The organism is Parabacteroides sp. Y3-G-102, from assembly GCF_023656845.1.
Classification (GTDB): Bacteria; Bacteroidota; Bacteroidia; order Bacteroidales; family Tannerellaceae; genus Parabacteroides; species Parabacteroides distasonis.
The window spans coordinates 25,648-45,838 of record NZ_JAMOKU010000043.1; the positions used below are offsets into that span (position 1 = coordinate 25,648).

14 protein-coding genes are annotated in these 20,191 nt (G+C 38.9%); all 14 read right to left on the reverse strand.

Going from position 1 to position 20,191, the window contains the following annotated elements:
* Positions 1–53: 53 nt before the first annotated feature.
* Positions 54–437, reverse strand: a complete 384-nt coding sequence (locus NBH16_RS18110; RefSeq protein WP_005861419.1) for a DUF4890 domain-containing protein — start codon at positions 435–437, stop codon at positions 54–56.
* A 121-nt stretch (positions 438–558) separates the two neighbouring features.
* Positions 559–1,737, reverse strand: a complete 1,179-nt coding sequence (locus NBH16_RS18115; protein WP_196007007.1) for a glycoside hydrolase family 172 protein — start codon at positions 1,735–1,737, stop codon at positions 559–561.
* A gap of 33 nt (positions 1,738–1,770) precedes the next feature.
* Complete coding sequence (locus NBH16_RS18120; RefSeq protein ID WP_217935214.1) at positions 1,771–3,186, reverse strand: glycoside hydrolase family 140 protein; 1,416 nt, start codon at positions 3,184–3,186, stop codon at positions 1,771–1,773.
* Positions 3,187–3,203: 17 nt separating this feature from the next.
* Complete coding sequence (locus NBH16_RS18125; RefSeq protein WP_250788935.1) at positions 3,204–3,554, reverse strand: hypothetical protein; 351 nt, start codon at positions 3,552–3,554, stop codon at positions 3,204–3,206.
* A gap of 24 nt (positions 3,555–3,578) precedes the next feature.
* Positions 3,579–4,544 carry a glycoside hydrolase family 28 protein gene (locus tag NBH16_RS18130; protein ID WP_250788936.1) on the reverse strand — a complete coding sequence of 322 codons (966 nt, stop codon included), beginning with the start codon at positions 4,542–4,544 and terminating at the stop codon, positions 3,579–3,581.
* Positions 4,545–4,655: 111 nt separating this feature from the next.
* Positions 4,656–6,245, reverse strand: a complete 1,590-nt coding sequence (locus tag NBH16_RS18135; RefSeq protein ID WP_250788937.1) for a RagB/SusD family nutrient uptake outer membrane protein — start codon at positions 6,243–6,245, stop codon at positions 4,656–4,658.
* Positions 6,246–6,257: 12 nt separating this feature from the next.
* Positions 6,258–9,542 carry a TonB-dependent receptor gene (locus NBH16_RS18140; protein WP_250788938.1) on the reverse strand — a complete coding sequence of 1,095 codons (3,285 nt, stop codon included), beginning with the start codon at positions 9,540–9,542 and terminating at the stop codon, positions 6,258–6,260.
* Between the two features lie 173 nt (positions 9,543–9,715).
* The gene (locus NBH16_RS18145; protein WP_333558127.1) at positions 9,716–10,726 is read right to left on the reverse strand and encodes a FecR family protein; all 1,011 of its coding nucleotides are present in this window, start codon (positions 10,724–10,726) and stop codon (positions 9,716–9,718) included.
* Between the two features lie 69 nt (positions 10,727–10,795).
* Complete coding sequence (locus NBH16_RS18150) at positions 10,796–11,368, reverse strand: RNA polymerase sigma factor (RefSeq protein WP_250788940.1); 573 nt, start codon at positions 11,366–11,368, stop codon at positions 10,796–10,798.
* Between the two features lie 145 nt (positions 11,369–11,513).
* The gene (locus NBH16_RS18155) at positions 11,514–13,025 is read right to left on the reverse strand and encodes a glycoside 3-dehydrogenase (protein ID WP_250788941.1); all 1,512 of its coding nucleotides are present in this window, start codon (positions 13,023–13,025) and stop codon (positions 11,514–11,516) included.
* Between the two features lie 13 nt (positions 13,026–13,038).
* Positions 13,039–13,710 (reverse strand): 3-keto-disaccharide hydrolase, encoded by a 672-nt coding sequence (locus NBH16_RS18160; RefSeq protein WP_250788942.1) that lies wholly within the window; start codon positions 13,708–13,710, stop codon positions 13,039–13,041.
* 16 nt (positions 13,711–13,726) lie between these two features.
* Positions 13,727–15,415: a RagB/SusD family nutrient uptake outer membrane protein gene (locus NBH16_RS18165; RefSeq protein WP_009018303.1), complete on the reverse strand. Its 1,689-nt coding sequence runs from the start codon at positions 15,413–15,415 to the stop codon at positions 13,727–13,729.
* Between the two features lie 17 nt (positions 15,416–15,432).
* Positions 15,433–18,693: a SusC/RagA family TonB-linked outer membrane protein gene (locus NBH16_RS18170; protein WP_195205473.1), complete on the reverse strand. Its 3,261-nt coding sequence runs from the start codon at positions 18,691–18,693 to the stop codon at positions 15,433–15,435.
* 184 nt (positions 18,694–18,877) lie between these two features.
* Entirely contained in the window at positions 18,878–19,936 is a 1,059-nt protein-coding gene (locus NBH16_RS18175) for a FecR family protein (protein ID WP_009018305.1), read from the reverse strand.
* Positions 19,937–20,191 lie beyond the last annotated feature (255 nt).

Here is a 20,191-nt window from a genome sequence, read left to right on the forward strand (position 1 = left end):
AAAATGGCCGGGATAATCGCTACCCCGGCCATTTTATCTATCTATAGACTTCTTTATCTACGTCCGTTACCTAGATGTTTTCTGCCATGTTTATTCCCTTTAGGCTGCTGTTTCTCCAGATATTGTTTGTATTGTTCCTCCGTCAATATCTTTTTCATCTGGGCGTTCTTATCCTCACGCATGGCCAACATCTTTTCCCGTTGCTTCTCACGCTCAGCCTTCATCGCCTCACGTTCTTTTTGAGCCTTTTCCATATACTCTTTTTGAAGTTTACGGAACTCCACCGCTTGTTTCTCATCCAGCTTCAAGTCGGCGATCATCTTCTCGCAACGTGCGGACGGATCCATCTTACGCTTGTCCATACGCCTGTTCTCACGAGCGAACACAGAAGTTGAACTCAACAATACAACCAAACACAATCCTATTACCTTTTTCATAAACTACTACTTATTACTTTTATTATAAATTACCTGTTTATGAAGCGCTTCGAAAGAATAGACATCGATAAAAAGGAAAGGTTTAATCGGAAATAACATTTAACATCTTACCACAGGCCATTTACCATCTCGGAATCTCCAAATCATCCTTACTGGGTAATGCCGGGAATTTAGCGTGTGGTTCCGCCTGATACCAGAAAGTAGTCGATGAGATATCCGACTTCTGGTTATTATACCTACCGTCGTGCCGCCAACCCAAATCTTGAATCGTAACCTTCAGATCCTTTTCAAAACGAACCGGGTCCAAGATATGCCAGCGATACAAGCCGAACGCCGTAACAGCCCGATATAGGCCATCCGGACGGATCACTTGGTGCATTCCCGCATAAGGAGTGGTGAATTCTTGGTACTGATGTGTTTTCTGATTCTCGAAGTTATACGAACCGCAGAAATAATCCTCCGTACCTGTTCCACAGATTGTCGGGTATTCCTTGTCGCCATCCATATAGAACTTGATCTCTCCTTCACCCCACCAACAGTTATCATTGACACGCCAAGCTAAATAAGTTCCGACATATTGTCCCTTTCCCTTGATTCCATCCACCAACGTATGGATAGAGCCTTGTGTCGGGTTGGAACGGCGGAACTGCGCATGGAAATATCCCTCGTCCTCCGGCACTTCCGTCAAGGTATAATTAATCTGGTAATACAAACGCATCTCTTCCGCATTATTAATATTCTCCAACGTTATGCGTGCTTTCTTACGGAACGGCATCTTCCAGTAGCAATTGAAAGAGCTCCCGGGATTTACACAGACCGCCAACGAGGAAAGTTGGGCATACTCATTAAAAGCACTGGCGAAGAAATCCCCGACCGGACATTCAACCGAAGGCTCTTTCTCGTCGTCCCAATACATACGGAGTATCGAGAATCGCCAGTTGCCAGTGGGAGTCATCCATATCTGCTGGATAGCCCCCGGGCCATCAATCTCCGCGATAGTAACTGTCTCCCCCGGTTTCACGATAATAAAAGGATTTACTTTCCAGCCTTTCCCCAAATCTTTCGCTGGGCCGGCCGCATTCGCCTTATTCCGGACATCCTTATCTCTCACGGGATCAGCCATCGCTCCTTTCCCTTTCTCCCCCGTAAAATTCTCCGGACTGATCGAACGACTCTGCGCATTCGACAAACGAGAAAGGTTTCCCATATTCATATCCAACCCGTTAAAAGGATACTGCTGGGCATTCGCCCAAAAACTCAACAGCAAAAAGGCTAACAGCAAAACATTGATCTTCTTCATAATGACTTTTATTATTTAAAATTTATACATCGTCTACCTATCATCCGCCTCCAAAATTAAGATCCAATCATTTCCCCTCTCTCCCGCTTCTCCGGGCGCATTGAATGTACGAATTCCCTTATTCTCGACCGGTCCGATCAAGGTTCTCGCCCCATTCCTCGGATTGAACCAATAAGCTTTACCTAAAGATCGCAATTTACTCATTTGTATTCTTACATCCTGCCCTTGGCTCAAATAAACTAAAATAAAAGTCTTATCTTTTGCTAAAACGGGAGTGATATAACTTGCGTCATTGTAATTAATTCCAAACAAAACGGATAGATCCAGACGGAAACGATCTAACGGATACATCGTAAACAAAGACTTTACATAGCGCATACATTCGGCTCCCGGCCTATCCAACGCACCATCCCAAAACGAGAGGCATGGTACATGATATTTACCACCCGGCTTATACATTTGCCAAATAGCGTTATTCCCATAGGTATATCCGGCAGCTCCAGACAAATAAGTCCAATAAGCCTGCATACGGATATCATAGTCATCGTAAATTCCATCCGTAAAATAAGTCGTATCCTTAATCAACCCGTTATCACCTATTATGTCCTCCTTTTTCTTCCCGAATTTAGCATAATCAAAATATTCCCAGAAACGAACCGGTATGTCCTCGTATGAAGGTTCTGCGTTTACAAACGGTTTAATCGGATTCAATTGAGCATACATACCCGAAAAACGATATACCGGATCCATCCGGCGGTAATGCCCGCTTTGGAGAATATTGAATGATAGCCAAGACTCATTGTGGAACCAATAATGCGAGGAAATCTCTCCCGTCGGATGATAGGACATTAGTTGTGTTCCTCCATTTCCCTCCTGAATTCCCTTCGCCATAGATTGCCAGATCTCGAACTCCTTATCCGTAACCACATTTCTATCACCACCAAGAATCCATATTACAGCTTCATTTTTATATCGGGTTCCCAGTATTTTCCCGTATGTATACGCATTATCTGGATTAAACAATGCTGGATTTCCGTCTTTCTCTACCACATTGTTTGCCCAAGTAGGTAGAAGCCCTATATACATTCCTCGTTTGCCGGCCTCTCGAATCACAAAATCCACCAACTCAAAGTACCCTTCCGTGATTTGGGTAGGGTCTTTATCAACCAAGGGCAAATATCCATACGCATTCGGTTTATCCAAACCATCCAGTTCAGATAAGATAACAGCCTGTATTACCGTAAAGCCCTTTTCTTGCCGGTTATCCAGATAATGAACGATCTCCTCCTTATCCAATACATGAAATAACTCCCAAGCCGTATCCCCCAGCCATAAAAAGGCACCGCCCTCTTTCTTATAAATAATAGGATCGTTCGGACGGACAATCAAATCTTGAGCCAAACAACCCAATACACAAAAAGCTAGACAAAACAAAAGATATTTTCGCATACTAATTCTTTTTAAGATTAAAAACTTACATTATAAATCTCCACGGACCCCACATTATCGAAACAAGAGGCTGGGCCAACTTTCCCATTCTCACAATCTAACCGAACATTCCGTAAAATCACTCGATCTAAATTATGAAGGTAAAGCCCCCAGCAAGGGAGCGCACGATAATCGGTCAATGGCTTCGAGGGAGTACGTCCTACTATTTCTTGATCTTTGTTTCCAACATACGATAAGGAAACATCCGAAAGCCGGACATCTTTCAAACTACTATCTCCCCAACTCTCTACCGAGGCGGCCGCTTTCATTAAACGTGTACCTCTTATATGCTCCAGACAGATCCGCTCTCCCCGGTTCCCCTCATTCAATGTGACTAGAAACGGATTATCCAATTAATCAAAAGAACAGCTAGATATCAATATATCCTTTACTTCCCCAAACGCAGGGAACCATGCGCCCGGTTGGAGCAATATCCCAGAAAGCATATTCCTACGTTTTTGTTCACCGGAAGTCCGATGTGGATATTTTCCCGGACCTCTAAATTCACAATCAACGATCTTTAAACCAGTAGCCGGCATTATCAACCTTATCCCATTGCACGATGAGTTCATATAGCAATTCTCTATTACCATATTCTTCCATAGCCCACCCGCAACAGCATCATCACCCGTATAAAAACGGCAATTTCGGATACGGATATCTTTTCCGCCACGAATATGAATCCCATCCCATCCTTCCTCCACTAAAAGATTATCGAAAGAAGCCCTTTCAATATCATAACTCATAAAAGCATAGTTCGATGCTCTTCGTAGTTTAACTCCCGATATCTTAATCCCTTTCGATCTCGACAAAAAGAGAATATGAGGGCCTCTCATCCCTTCTTCACCTTTTTTATCTTGAATATGGGCACCATCGATTACCCCCTCTCCTGTAATTGACACATCTTCAACTTGATCTCCTAAAAGCAATGCCTTGTTCCAATTCCGGGGTTTTACTTTATAATAAGCCTCATCTTGATTAAGATCGGATATAGAACGGTACTTTTCCAGATTATTTATGCCTTTCACTACGGCATTACTTTCTAAGAATAAGTTTACTTTACTTTTCAGCAGAATACTTCCTGTCAAAAACGTTCCCCCCGGAATGATAACCGTTCCTCCCCCTCTCAAGGAACAAGCTTCTATTGTCCTGTTGATGAACTGGGTATTGTCTGTTATTCCATCTCCTTTAGCTCCAAAATCCACGATATTATAGGTACTATCATCATTTGAGGCCCAACCTATCCGCATAAAGAGCATAAGCAATACAAAGAGACTCCCCCGAAAGACTCTTACTTTCGACACATCTATCATCTTCATTATTCAATAAGATTTAATATGATCATAAAGGAATAAAAAAAGAATAGGATTAGCGATCCCAAGAGAACTATCCTATTCCTTTTCTTTGATGAACTTTTCAACAAGTTATATCTACTCGTTCTCGTAACCTATGCTTTGTGTCATATTCGGATTATTCTCCATTTCAACCTTGGGTATCGGGAAATACAAATCTTTCGCATCATAATGCGGATTACCAACACGTGTCTTTCCATACCAACGGCTAATCTCCTCATCCAAGACCTTCCAGCGGGAAACATCTTGCCAATGTTGTACGCCCTCACCACAGAACTCCATGAAACGTTCCTCCCGAATCGCATCTCTCAAAGCTTCTCCACTAGCCGTTATATCATGGGAACTATCTCCATTATAAGCTCTTCTTCTTACCAGATTCATATAGTTCCGGGCATTTACCTCATCTCCCGTAGCCTGACAAGCTTCCGCATACATCAAATATACATCCGCCAAACGCATCAAATACATATTAATACCAACCCCTAAATTCAACTCATTCACCGTACTTTTCAACGGATTGTATTTTCGCATGCTCCAACCTTGAATGTCAGCCTCCGTATCCTTATATTTCAGAACATGGGTCTGCTGTCCATTCATGATAACAGGAGTTCCCGGACGCAAAGCGGCGATATCCAAACGAGGATCTCCATTAAAACGTTTAATATTCGCATCATGAAAGAAAATATTACCCCAACCGGCCGCCTCGACATCTCCACTTGCGTTCTGGAAACATAAGGCAGCGATCAATCCATATTGAGAACCTTCTCCATACCAAAAATATCCAGAAGTATCCCCATTACGGAAATTAATCTCTAAGATCGATTCTCTATTAAATTTCTCCTGATCCTCATTAAACATCTTCGCATATTCATTGAAAGGGAGCAATTCTTTTCCGGAAGAATCAATAACCTCTTTCAACGCTTTCTTTGCCGCATCATAATTACCCATATACAAATTCGCTTGCCCGATGTAACTAGCAACGGCAACAGAGGTTGGACGTGGATAGTCCGCCCGCTCTTCCCATACAGCAGGTAGCAAAAGTTTGGCTGCCTCATAATCTTTCAAGATCTGATCGTAAACCTCGGCCACCGTGCTACGTTCTATATTTAGCATATCCGGAGTCGATGCTACCTGTAAACGAACAGGTACACCTTTTTTATCGCCATCCCCGTTGCAAGGATATCCCTCCCCAAAAAACGCTACTAACTGTTGGTGTGCCCAACCTCTCCAAAACAAAGCTTCTCCCTTCATCTGCGAAAGTCTTGCTAAATCCGCATCCGTAAACTTCTCCTTGTCGATTCTTTCCAATTGCTCCAATACGGTATTCGCACAAGAGATCATTTTATAATAACCAATCCATAACGTCCCAATGTAAGCATTATCAGAAGTCACTTGATTGGTCGCCAACTGGTTCCAGTTGGCGTCACCAGTCCAAGCCATATCTACCGTATGATCCACACAAAATGTCCCTTTCGCCATAACCCTTTTTCCATACAAAGGCACAGCGACCATATTCGCATAAACTGAAGTTACGATAGTCTCCATATCCGCCATAGATTTAGGGTAGACACTTGGAGATAACGCACTGGGATTTGATAAATCCAGAAAACTATCCGAACAACTATTAAAAGTTAACGCAGCAGCTAATAATATAACTAATTTCTTCATCTTCCTATTAATTTAGAGGGTTAAACTTAAACCGCCCATAATGGTGCGGGTGGATGGAGCCCGTTTCACAGAATACATATTTCGTTCCAAATATCCACCACCCAATTCAGGATCTCCTTGAAACTTTGTGATAATAAATAAATTATCGCAATTAATATAAAACTTCAAACCTTCTATCTTCAAATGAGAAAGTATTGATTTCGGTAAATTATAGCCGAAATGTAAATTCTTCAATTTAAAGAAAGAACCATCCTCCACAAAATAAGAGGAGACATTCTTGAAGTTTCCATTCGGGTCCTCTTTCGTTACTCGAGGATGTGAAGTAGCCCGGTTCGTCGGACTCCACGCCTCATATACCTTATAAGTCGTATTATAGTCGCCATAGAAACTTCTTTCATAAAGCTTAGCGCTATTAAAGACATCAACACCTGCGTTTCCTAACCAGCCCATACTTAAATCAAAGCCTTTCCATGACAAATTTATATTCAATCCATACATCAAATCCGGCCAAGGATTACCGATATATGTCTTATCCTCATTCGTCACCTTTCCGTCTCCATTTAAATCCTTATATTTCAAATCACCCGGAGCCGTACCTGCTTGTTGGTACAATCCATCCGGAGATTGAGCGTTTAAGACATCGATTTCCGCTTGGTCTTGAATAATACCATCCACGACATATCCATACATCTGTCCCATCGGTTGTCCATTTTCCGTACGATAAATAGAACTATTCAAAGCCGCATCGCTTCCAGCCCAAATGATCGGATTCACTTGGTCACTTAACTTTACCACTTTGTTCTTGTTGGTAGACAACGTAAAAGCCACGTCATACCTAAAATCTTTATAGGAATCCCTCCATTGAACCATCCATTCGAAACCTCTATTGCTTATCTTTCCGATATTAGCCCGATAAGAAGAAGTCTCGCTAAATGGTTCCGAAGAAGGTCCGGCAGAAGGTGGCACACCTACTGAATATAACATATCGGAAGTTTTCTTATCATAATACTCGATTGTCGTATTCAAGCGATTATCCAGAAAACTTGCGTCAACACCTATATTCCATTGGGCCACGTCTTCCCATTTAATCGTAGCATTCGCAACATTTGAATACCAGAATCCTCTCTGCGTATTTTGCCCATCATATGAATAATATAGATAATTATTCGTAAAAGAAGGTTCATACAAGAATTGAGGAATTGTATTGTTACCAATTTTACCATAACTTCCTCTCAATTTCAATTGAGACATCCATGTTATATTATCCTTTACGAAGCTCTCTTTTCCCACATTCCAACCGACAGAAGCAGAAGGAAACACACCAAACCGATTCTCTGGACCAAAGTTATCATAACCATCCCGACGAATACTAGCCTCTAGCAAATACCTGTCATCATAAGCATAGTTTACACGAGCGAACTGGGATAAACTACGACCTTCCGTTTTCGTTCCGGATACATCTTTATCTCCCGTACCTAAACTAATATCATCCGAAGGCTGAACCAAAAAGCCATTTTTCCAACCACCTGCCGAAGAAGCCGTCGCCCGATAAGCCTCGTAGCCAACCATACCTTTTACATAGTGTTTCTCCCCAAAAGTATGGTCATAGGTCAATGTATATAACATACGTAAATCATAACCGGAGCCATAATCTTTCGAGTAATAATCCTGTTGAGATAAAGATCCCAAATTCCATGACTCTAAAAACAAATTATTCGCATGGGAGTCAAAATTGGCAGAGAAATTCGCTTGGAATTTTAAATCATTGATAATCTCCCAATCCAAAATCGCATTTGCCCGGGCCCAAAACCTACGTTCATTCTCATGATGAGACATTAGTGTAGCCACATGATTAGGTCCCTCGTAGTAACCACCTGCCGGATGTTTTCCCCAACCTCCACCAGCTTCGTTGGTATTATCATAAGGCACCATCGTAGGAACTTGGCGGTAATAAACATAATCATTATTCGTCTGCCCATACAAATGGGGATCCGTATTATTAAAACCAACAGTCAGGATCTCGGAAAATTTCACGCGTTTACTTATATTTGTCTGGCTAGCCACACGGAAATTACCCGCATCCTCAAATGAATAACGTTCGATAAACTGATTCTTGTAGAACTCCGCAGACATATTAAATGTAGTTTTCTCATTACCACCCGTCATCTGTAAAAAATAGTTTTGCCTAAAAGCATTACGCCAAACCAGATCTTCCCAGTCTGTATCTGGTAGCGAAGCGGGATTATCCCAGCCGGAATTGGGATTATTAGGGAAGCCTGCCGCCAATTTCCGGTCAATAAAGTCCGCGGTATGCAGCATATCCGGCAAATCGATCGGAGTCTCTATTCCAAAGTTTACTCTCGCATTAATAGAAAGTTTCCCTATCTTTCCCTTTTTAGTGGTAACAAGGATCACACCTCCTGCTCCCCGAGCACCGTAAATAGCAGTCGAAGCCGCATCCTTCAAGATCTCGATAGATTCTATATCATTAAAATTAGGAGCGCTACCCGGCACTCCATCCACGATCCACAACGGATCTGCGCCATTGATAGAAGCCGCTCCACGAATGATAATATTCCCATTGGAAACATTGACACCTGCCACACGGCCTTGAATAACATGCGACACATCCATATTTAAATCATTAAAATCATCCGTCTTAATAGAAGCCACAGATCCCGTTACATTCGACTTCTTCTGCACGCCATAACCAACAACGACTACCTCATCCAGTTTTTGAGTATCTTCCTTCAAGTTTATCATTAAACTTGATTTTCCGTTCACAGCTACATCTTGAGTATTAAACCCAATATACGAGATCTGTAAAATACCGCTATCATTTATATTTAATGAGAAATTTCCCGAAATATCCGTTACCGTTCCATTCGTAGTTCCTTTCTCAACAACATTCGCTCCGATAATCGGTTCACCGTTACTATCCACGACAGTACCAGATACCAGCTTTACATTACCGGCAGTCTTTAAAGTTACGACAATTGAATGCCCTGTCATCGTATATTGCAAGTCTCTTTGATGCAGTACATCATCTAACAAACGCCGAATCGGCTGATTCGTCACGTTTAAAGTTACCTCTTTCTTTCCTTCCACTATAGCATCCCGATAAGAGAATATATATGTGGTTTGTTTCTCTACAGCCTCAAAAAATTGCTTTAATGTAGCATTCTTCATGGAAAGAGTGACACTTCCTGTCTGAGCTAATACCAAAATAGGATTAAAAAACAGAAATAGAGCCAAAAAAATTATATAGCTACATTGATTTTTTCTACTTTTGAACATATATTATTTTTTAAAATTGATACAATCCGTTTTATGGCTTGATCGCCATTCTCGTAAATGGAGTATTAATTGGGGAACCGGAAAATCTCGACCATTTTTCGGTTCCGTTTTTATTATGAAGAATCTTGTCGCATAAGAACTGATTTAAGGTTATACATTTTATTTTCACTCGCTCAAGGATGTATAAAGATATCATCTCCTCGTATATCATATGTAAAGTCATAATGCCTCTCTAAAAGGTCCATTACATCTACGATATATTCACTATCAAAATTTCCGGTAAATAAGTCATTCGCTAAAGAAAAATCATTCAAATGGATATTCACGCCATATCTACGCTCTAGTTTGGCCAAGACATCACTTAATTTCGTTGATCGAAAAACGAGGTCTCCTCTTAACCACGCCGTTTCAAATCGATTATCTGTTTTCTCCACGGTTATAATACCCGATTCTTTATTGAACAATGCTTTTTCATTTGGTTTTAGATAAACGACACGAGAAGGGTCTGAACAAGTCTGTATCTTGATCCGTCCCGATATCAAGGCCATTTCCATGACATTCTCCCGCTCATACGAATACACATTAAAACTTGTGCCCAACACTTCTATATCCAGATATTCAGTATGTACCACGAAAGGTTTATCCTCATTCCGAGTCACCTCAAAATAGGCCTCTCCCTCTAAATTGACCTGTCGAAGCTCTCGACCGAAATCGTGAGTGTAACTTAAGCTCGATTCCGCATTTAGTTTTACTTGTGTTCCATCCGGTAAAGTCACCCCCGATCTTTCCCCTCTATCGGCATGAACCACTAAATTGCCAATGCTACCCTTCAGATCGACTGGATTGAAATATAAATAACCAGACAATATACTTAATAAAGGTATTAATAGTATTGCGGCGATACGAGCCAGTTTCCTAAACACCATAACGAATCGTTCTTTTCTCGTTCGATTTTGAATCTCACTGAACATATCTCGTATGATTCTCTCATCAACCTCTTCAAAGGGTCGCCCATTTTCCCATAAATGAGACAATGACAGCGATAATTCATCATCATCAGACAAATTAACCAAAAGCCGTAGTGTTTTCAACTCTTCCGCAGAGATCGTATGATCCATGTACTTTGAGAGCAAATAATATGTATGTGATTCCTGCATAATATCCTTTTTATAAGGTATACACATGAGCCGTTAATTTATAACATGTCTTTTTAGATGTTATAAAACATAAGAATATTATTTTTTCAATTTTATTTATCCGATAAAGAAAAGAGAGAACAGCAAAGCATACTTACCGAGCTCCTTTCTTAAAACATGTAAGGCTTGCGATAACTGGTTACGCACAGATTGTTCTGAAATTAAGGCTTTAGCCGCTATTTCTGTTATAGTTATACCTTGTTCCTTATTTAACTCAAACAGTTCTCGTTGGCGAGGTGTCAACTTTTGTTTCGCTATTTCCAGTCTATGGTTAAATTCCTCAAAAGATAATTTACGTTCAATCGCTGTTTCCTCTCCATCTCCAGACTCATTCAGTACAACATCTTCCAAAAAAAGCGGACTATTTGCCTGCCTACGAAACTCATTCAATAATTGGTTCTTGGCCATCGTAAATAGGAAAGCTCTGAAAGACATATCTAAATCAATTTGTTCTCTCCGCACCCACACTTTGATAAATGTCTCTTGTACAATATCTTTTGCAAGAGCATCAGAATGAGTCAAGTGCAATGCGAACGCATATAGGCGTGAAGCGTATGATTCATACAGTTTCGTAAAGTCTCTGTATGAACCGCTTCGTAATCGTTCTAGGTATATCCGTTCTACATCCATCTCCTCTAGCACATATTGACCGAACAAATATAAAATAAAAAAATAAGAAGAGGTTATTTCCTCTTGAAAAGAAATAACCTCTATCTATTACGGATACTCTTTAACTAAATGACATCCAACAGTAGTTCACGACCTTTCTATGTTCTCAGAATGGCATACTAGGTAAACTAAAACCATTATTATAAGTATGCTTAATCCACTCATTCGCAACATCAAGAGCATTAAAGTCTGCAAAACGACGATCAAAACGAGGATCACCATCAACAACTTTAAAATCATCAACTGTTACAATCTTAATTGTGTCAGTAGGAGATATATTGGTAAATTTCATATTCTCTCCATCCCATAACAATTCTCTATGTAGCCCATGAAGACCAGAAAGACGTACCGCAAGAACTCCCATTACTACCATTTCATTAAAAGGTCCGGAGAATTGGAAATTTGAAGATGATTCTACTCGGTTTTCTGGAGATTCTTTACAAGCACGAATCCAATCTTGCTCATGGGCATTCGTAGACCAAATATTGCCATTACCTCCTTTAACTCTTGGTATTGAAGGCTTAGGCTGGTTAAAATGTTCCATATCAGATACGGGCAATAAAGTTGGATTCATTCCATAACAGCCAGTCATGATTTTCCCTTTTGTCCCAATAAAAATAATACCACCATTTTCATCTCCCATCATTTGTCCATCTTTTAATTCCTCCGGACGAGGAGGCATTAAACCTCCATCATACCAATATACCTTAACCTCAGGCATTTTTGTGTTTCCTTTTGGGGGACGAGCCGGGAACGTATAAGTTACAATTTGTGCATGAGGTGGCGAATATAAATTACTCAAGGTTGAACTACCTATCACACTTATCGGATACTTCAAATCAAGTGCCCAATAAAGTGGGTCCATAATATGGCAAGCCATATCTCCTAAAGCACCCGTTCCAAAGTCCCACCATCCCCGCCAATTCCAAGGTGTATAAACTGGATTATATGGTCTTTTTTGCGCCGGTCCAATAAACAAATCCCAATCAAGAGTCTTCGGGCATTTCGGATTATCGCTAGGCCGCATTAATCCTTGAGGCCAAATCGGACGATCTGTCCAACAATGAACTTCATATACTTCCCCAATAACACCGGATTGAATCCACTCTGTTATTTGACGACACCAATCAAAAGAATTTCCTTGATTACCCATTTGCGTCGCTACTTTATATTTTTTAGCGAGTTTTGCTAGTAAACGAGATTCATAAACAGAATGAGTTAAAGGTTTTTGAGTATAACAATGCTTCCCTAATGTAATAGCATGAGCAGTAACTCCTGCATGTGTATGGTCTGGAGTAGCAACCAATATCGCATCAATTGATTTTCCGAACTCATCGAACATAACACGCCAATCTTTAAATTTTTTTGCTTTTGGATAATCATTGAAAGTCTTCTCTGCATATCTCCAATCTACATCACATAAAGCCACAATATTCTCTGTACTCATATTCCGTAAATTACCACGGCCCATTCCACCGACACCAACTCCAGCAATATTCAATTTATCACTTGGTGAAGTAAACCCATGCGTTTTACCTAAAACAGAATTTGGTACGATCGTTAAACCTGCTGCTAAAGCTCCTGTCTTCAAAAAATCTCTTCTTGATATATGTCTCATAATAATGATGATTTTAAAGTTGTTTCAGTTGAATATTCCTAAACCAAATATTAGATTCTCCATGTTTCCCTTGCAAACCAATATAACCTTTTGTTGGCATATTCGCATACGGGATTGGTAGCCATTCCGGAATCTCTGTTCCATCTGGATTTGTTGTTCCAGAAGTCCAATCTGCTAAATTAGCCGAAACAATATGTTTTCCATTCAATTCGATATCTATCTGCTGACCTTTAGCAGTGATAATCATTCGGTTCCATTCTCCCGGTTTCTTCACGACCAATTGTTCATTTGCTCCTTTATGTCCATAAATAGAACCACAACGCCAATATTCTGGATATGATTGCCATTCAGGATGATGATCATCCGCTATTTGAATCTCAATGGAAGATGGGATCCAATTACCCTTATCCGTACAATAAATCACAACCCCACTATTTGTATTCACATCTGTCTTGAATTCTAAATCCAAGATAAAATTTTCATACTGCACCTTTGTCCAAATAGATTGATCGGCTGTGGCAGTAAGTATGCCATTTTTAAAGGTCCAAACCGAACTATCATAATCAGCATTTGATAAATCTTTGTCAAATAATAGTCTATAATCAGTTTCGACCCTACACGATATTAATAACAAAAGTATAATCAATACGGTAAATACTCTTTTTACATTTATAAACTGTTTCATATATCGATTCTATTTATTAAAAGCCAGCTGTTGTTTGTTTTAACAAAGGATTCGCATTCAATGCACGATAAGGAATCGGAAATACGTCTTGATTCGTCGCATCCGGAGTTTTATCCCACCACGCACCTTCACTAAAACGATTCCATCGTATTAAATCAATACGACGATGACGTTCTCCTATGAACTCACGACCTAATTCATCGACAAATTCATCATCGGTTAATTTCGAGATATTAGATTCGTAACTAAATTTAGACCAATCTTCCGCTTTATAATAACGTTTCCTAACCACATCCAGCAACCGAGCAGCCCCTATCTTATCCCCTGATCTATATTTACATTCAGCTAACGAATAATAAATCTCTGCCAATCTGATCTCTGGAATAGAGTTCATTTGGAACAAATCTTTCGATTGAGGTAACCAAGGGAATTTTATCAAACGATATCCTGTATTCTCTTCTCCGTAAATTACATGAGATCCTTTGGCTAAACCAGTCTCTCCCTCCGAAAAACGTCCAACTTGATCCACATAAACTAGAGGTTTACCATTATATTCTTCCGTACCAGTTATTACTTCATCTGTAAATCCATACCCTTTTTCATAATCAAATTTATATTGAGTTCCCATCAAGAAAAAGCCCTCATAATCTCCATCATTTGAAATAACTCTAAAAGCTTTCTTTCGGATATCTCCATCCGGGAATTTTTCAAACGGCATACCTAATTTATCTTGGTATAAATTTCCATATAAGTCCCGAGACGGTGCTAAATTACCTCCATTCCAACCTTGCCAGTCATTATCCAAGGAATAACGATCTTGATAGTGCATCCACATATTATATAGCCAAGATGCCTCAAAATAATTTTTCTTAATCGCAAATTCCATAATATTCTCTTTAGATCTATAACCGTTTATCCCCGAGCGGAACGGGCCTCTATAATCAGGGTCAATACTATATTCTCCATATTTTCCATCTAATATAGCCTGAGCCATTTGCTCACATTCATCATATTTTGAGATTCCTATCCATTTTTCCGCATTCAAGTATAAACGGACAAGTATAGAAGCTACTCCTGCTTGATCAAACCTAGATACCCCCCTATTTTTAGGTAAGTCCGGTAATATAGCTAAAAGCTCTGACTCCATAAAGTTAAATACTTCTAGGGGTGTAGATTGAGCCTTCACTTCTTCTATATCTGTAACAATTGGTACATGCCTAAAGAAATCTATTAAAAACATATAATTCCAAACCCGAAGAGCTCTTAATTCGGCTATATATTCATTTTTCGTTTCTTCCGTCAATTTAAACGTAGAGAAATCTAGATTTTCAAAATCAGACAATGTATTATTACATAATGCTATACCTTGAAAAGGAGCAGCCCAACCATTATATACGAAATTCTCCTCCACAGTCCATTTATGCTCATGCAAACGAACATACTCCCCACCATTATAACCATGTTTTCCTCTTGTCGGAATCATTAACTGGTCGGCAGTAACTTCCTGTAAAAAGTATCGAGCATCAGACCAACCCGTACTAAAAGCCTTAGCATAGTTATTCACCAACGCCGCATAAATATTATTGCTATTTTGATAATAGTTATCCGTTGTAATCTCACTAAAAATCTCTTCATCTAAATCTGTACAAGAAAATGAGATTAATCCCATTACGAAAAGAACTATTATATATTTAAACTTCTTCATAATAAATGAAATTAAGATTAATATGAAATTTGAATTCCAAATGTGAATGATCTGGCAATAGGATACACATTTAGACCGCTAATACCTGGTTCTAGACCATTTATATCCACAGATGTCGGGTCCATTACTGAATATTTCGTAATAGTAAACGCATTTTTAACTGTCGCATATACCCGTAAATTGCTAATCCACTTTGTATCTAATTTTGGAGTCCATCCTAAAGTTATGTTATCCAACCTAAAATAATCTCCATCCTCCAAAAAATAATCACACATCACTTTTCCTGACTTAATATGCCCATTCTTTCCATAAGCATCTTCTAATAAATTCATACCCGGTTCAGCAACTAATCCATAATACATTTGATACATATTCAATATTTGATAGTCAAAGCGCCCTTGGAAATATAGACTTAAATCAAATCCTTTATATCGAAATGTATTCCCCCAAGACAAAGAATATCTAGGTGTTCCATGGCCAATATAATCTTTGTCTGTATCACTAGCTTCACCATTAGCGAGTATTTTTTCTCCTCCAATTTTAGCGTCTTTCCAAACCAACATATTGCCATTATCATCAACTCCCGCATATCTTAAGCCATAAAAAGAACCAATTTCCACTCCGTCTTGTAAGCGTTGGGCATAGCCGGGATTTCCGGGAGCTGGCAGTAAATATCGATCCATATATCCTTTCTGATATGTACCATTCGAGAATTTATCCAGTTTAGATTTCGTAAAAGAAGCAACTAGATTAGTCGAATAACTAAAATCTTTCATGTTTACAACATCCCAATTTAAAGTCAGTTCCAAACCTTTTGAACTAGTAGAAGCTACATTTGTAAATATCTGATCAAACATAAAAGGGGGTAGTGGAGCGTCATAATTAGAAATTACTTCTTTACCTTGTTTTACATAGGCATCCAAACTACCTGATAACTTATTCTTTAAAAGAGAAAAATCCACACCCAAGTTATAAGATATCTGCTTTTCCCAATGTAAATCAGGATTAGGATTATTCGTAGGTCCCCACGCTTGGGTCCATTGTCCATTATCGTCTAGCCAATACCCACCTTGCTCATAACGAGCCAACGCTGAATACTTTGGGAAACCAGAGCGCCCTGTAACTCCATATGAAAAACGGAGTTTTAAATCATTGATGGCCTCTATATTTTTAATAGCAGGCAAACTTGACATTCGCCATGCCGCAGAGGCTGCAGGGAACCATCCCCATTTATGATTTGCCCCAAATTTACTATTTCCTTCATATCTAACAGAAGCCGTCAAATAGTAAGTATCATCATAGTTATAAATCAATCGCGCAGGAAAACCTATTGTCTTTTCTTTTTCTTTCAACGAAGATACCCCTAAACGACCTGCTGCCATATTCCAATCTCCAGCTTCCAGATTGTTATAGGACATCGCATCCGAAGGAAAATTTGCATTCTCTGAAGAAAAACTACGATGATTAAACTCTTGATACGAATATCCAGCCATTAATTTAATTGTATGCTTGTCAATTGTCGTAAAATAATTACCGATCCATTCCAATGTATAATCCGTATAATTTTCTTCCTGCAGAGTTCCTCGTCCGGAACGCATATTATCTATAGATTCCTTATGATTTGAATTAACATATATACGTTTAAAATACTCTTGACTCTGTCTAGCTAGAGATAATTCAGTATTTAGCGTCGGTAAAATATTTAGTTTCACTTTAAAATCAGCAAGGGAAAACTGTCTATCACCTCCATCCTCCTTATCTTTCAACCATCCTACAGGATTATAGGTATCAAACCCATACAGAGTACTATATTTAGAAGGATCTTTTTCATCCATCAATGGATGAGTCGGATTCAATTTTACCGCTTGCTGAAATACGCCATAATCCACATATTCCTCATTGATAACTCGTGTGGACAAGTTTCCTTGAATCTCTAGCAGACCTTCTAATGTCTTTGCGGTGAATCCCATTCTAACTCCATACTCTTTTCTAGAAGACGCTATATCCAAGCCATCTTTCTTCTTATAATTGGCTGAAGCTCTAAAGGTCAAATTTTCACCTCCTCCTGAAACAGCTAAATAATGACTTTGACCCAGATTACTCTTATTCAACAATTTGTCATACCAATCCACCCGATGACCAAAATCTACATCTCTTTCATGCGCAAGAAACTCATCCACAGAAAGTACTTCTGGTTGATTAGCTACCATATCATGATCGATATAGCCATCATAAGATATAGAAACTTTTCCAGCCTTTCCTTTTTTTGTTTGCACCAAAATAACTCCATTCGCTGCACGTGAACCATAAATCGCTGCAGCCGAACCATCTTTCAATATTGTAATTGATTCAATATCTTGGTTAGCGACACTTCTTAAATCTGCACCCGGCATTCCGTCTATAATAACCAATGGCGAATTCCCTGCCTCTATGGAAGAAGCACCTCGCATCTGGATATTAGGAGAAGAGTTAGGATCTGCCGCCGCCGCATTCGAGACATTAACGCCTGATACTTTTCCATCGATCATTGACAGCGGACTTGTAAATGCTCCTTGTAAAAAGTCTTTACTAGAAACAGCGGTTACAGCAGAAGTCAACTCTTTTTTGTCAACTGAGCCATAACCAACAACGACTACCTCATCTAATTTTTGTGTATCCTCTTTCATAATGACCTGAAGTACATTTTTATTTTTCACGGCTTCTTCATGAAGAGAAAATCCAATATAAGAAATCTGGAGTACCGCATCGGAAGACACTACAATAGAGAAATGACCATTCAAATCAGACATAGTTCCATTTGCTTTACCCTTCTCTACAATATTTGCACCAATAATAGGCTCCCCCGTCTCATCAACAACAGTACCTGTTACTGTCTTTTCATTTTGATCAGACTTACTGCCTTTTACTGATAGAATCACATCTTTTCCTACTATTTTATATCGTATATTCGAATTCTCAAATATATGATCTAATGTAGTGAACACATCTTTATCCTTTATATCAACAGATATTACTTGATTGATATCAACTAATTTACTATTATAAAAGAAGTGGAAATCAGTTTGACTTTCAATCAGTTCCAAAACTTCTTTTATAGATTGATCTGTCGCTTTAAAAGAAAGTGAGGTGCTTTGAGCATTTGTTGTCATAGCAAATGACATACTAATTGATAAACATACAAGAAATAAGGTCAACTTCATAATTCTTGATATTTTAGATACCAACCTGACAAACGCTGATTTATCTCCATCAAGTTGGAAATATAAATTATTCATCATATTTTTGTAATTGATTTAAGATTAAAAAATAAATTTCTTAGTCGGTTTAAAGACCTTCTATCAAATTGTTTCATATGGGAAGATGCTGGTAACATTTTCCCGTATGTTTTTTAGATAGACCAAGTCTACTTTCTTGTTCTTTTATTCCATAGGCCCATATTATTTAATTATTATACATTTTTCTTTATTTTCCTTTCCAAAGTATAACTCGAGTACGGTTAGTACCTTTGCTGTCATCTGTCTTCATATCTTCTATACGATAATCAATATTTGAAGATATTCTCAAATAGTCTAGTGTCTGAGATAGCAACCTATTATCTAAAATACCGGTTAAACAATAGCTTTTAATCTCCGCATCCTGAATCACAAATTCAACATTATAGTAATATGACAATTTTTTCAAAGCCTCAGGTAAAGGCGTATCCTTGAACATCAGTTTGCCATCCATCCATGCGGTTTCATACATCGTGTTTATTTTCATCACAGAAATTTCTTCTTTATCCAAGTTGCAAATCGCTTTTTCGGATGGTAGTAACGTCCTATGACTCACATTCCCTGATTTATTCTTCACCTCGAGATTTACGGAGCCCGTCACTAAAGTAGTCGAAATTATATTCTCATCCCCATAAGCTTGTATATTAAACTCCGTGCCTAAAACTCTAACCCTATGCTGATCTCCTGAAGTACTGACAATAAAAGGTTGTTTTTCGTTGTGAGTGACTTTAAAATAGGCTTCTCCTGATAAATATACTTTTCTTTCTTTTTGGTCATAAGACATCGGATAGGATAAAACACTACCCGAATTTAGATAAACAACAGTACCATCCGGTAAATTAAAGCGTGTACGGACTCCCGCATTTGCCTGAAGTGTTATAATTTGAGGATCTCCAAATTCAGAATCAACCTTTCTATGGGAAAATAAGGTTGATAGTCCAATGATAGCAATTATACAAGCCGCAGCGACAGAGAACCTCTTCAGCCAATATAAACGGGTCCGTTTTGCTAATCGTTGTTCCAGCTTTTCGTAGGCAATCAATGGATTTCGGCTAGCGATCCGTTCCATCGCATTGTTCGCATAATATATACGGGCGGTCTGTAATAAGATCCTCTTATTATTTTCATCCGCTTCCAGCCAAGCTTCAATATAAGATTTTTCCTCATTGGAAGCTGTGTCCTTTATATACCGTAAAAGCATCATACCTTCCGGCTCTTGGAAATTAATATGTCTATTTTCAGTTTTCATTCTTATCTGTTTCTATAACTAAGACAATCCTGAAAGAACACACCCTTAACTAAAAAGCAATTTTTTTCAACTTTCTCATTTTTAGTCCAAGGTAACCGCATCAATTTTTTTTACGGAAGACCGTTAGACTTTTGTCTTGTCCTGAAATAGCTTGACACTTTTAAGGGGCTAAAAAGTATAGAAATGATCAAAAGAAAGCCCAAAAGAGTGTTCACGGAACCCTTTAAATTATCCGTGTTACGCGAGTATTACAGT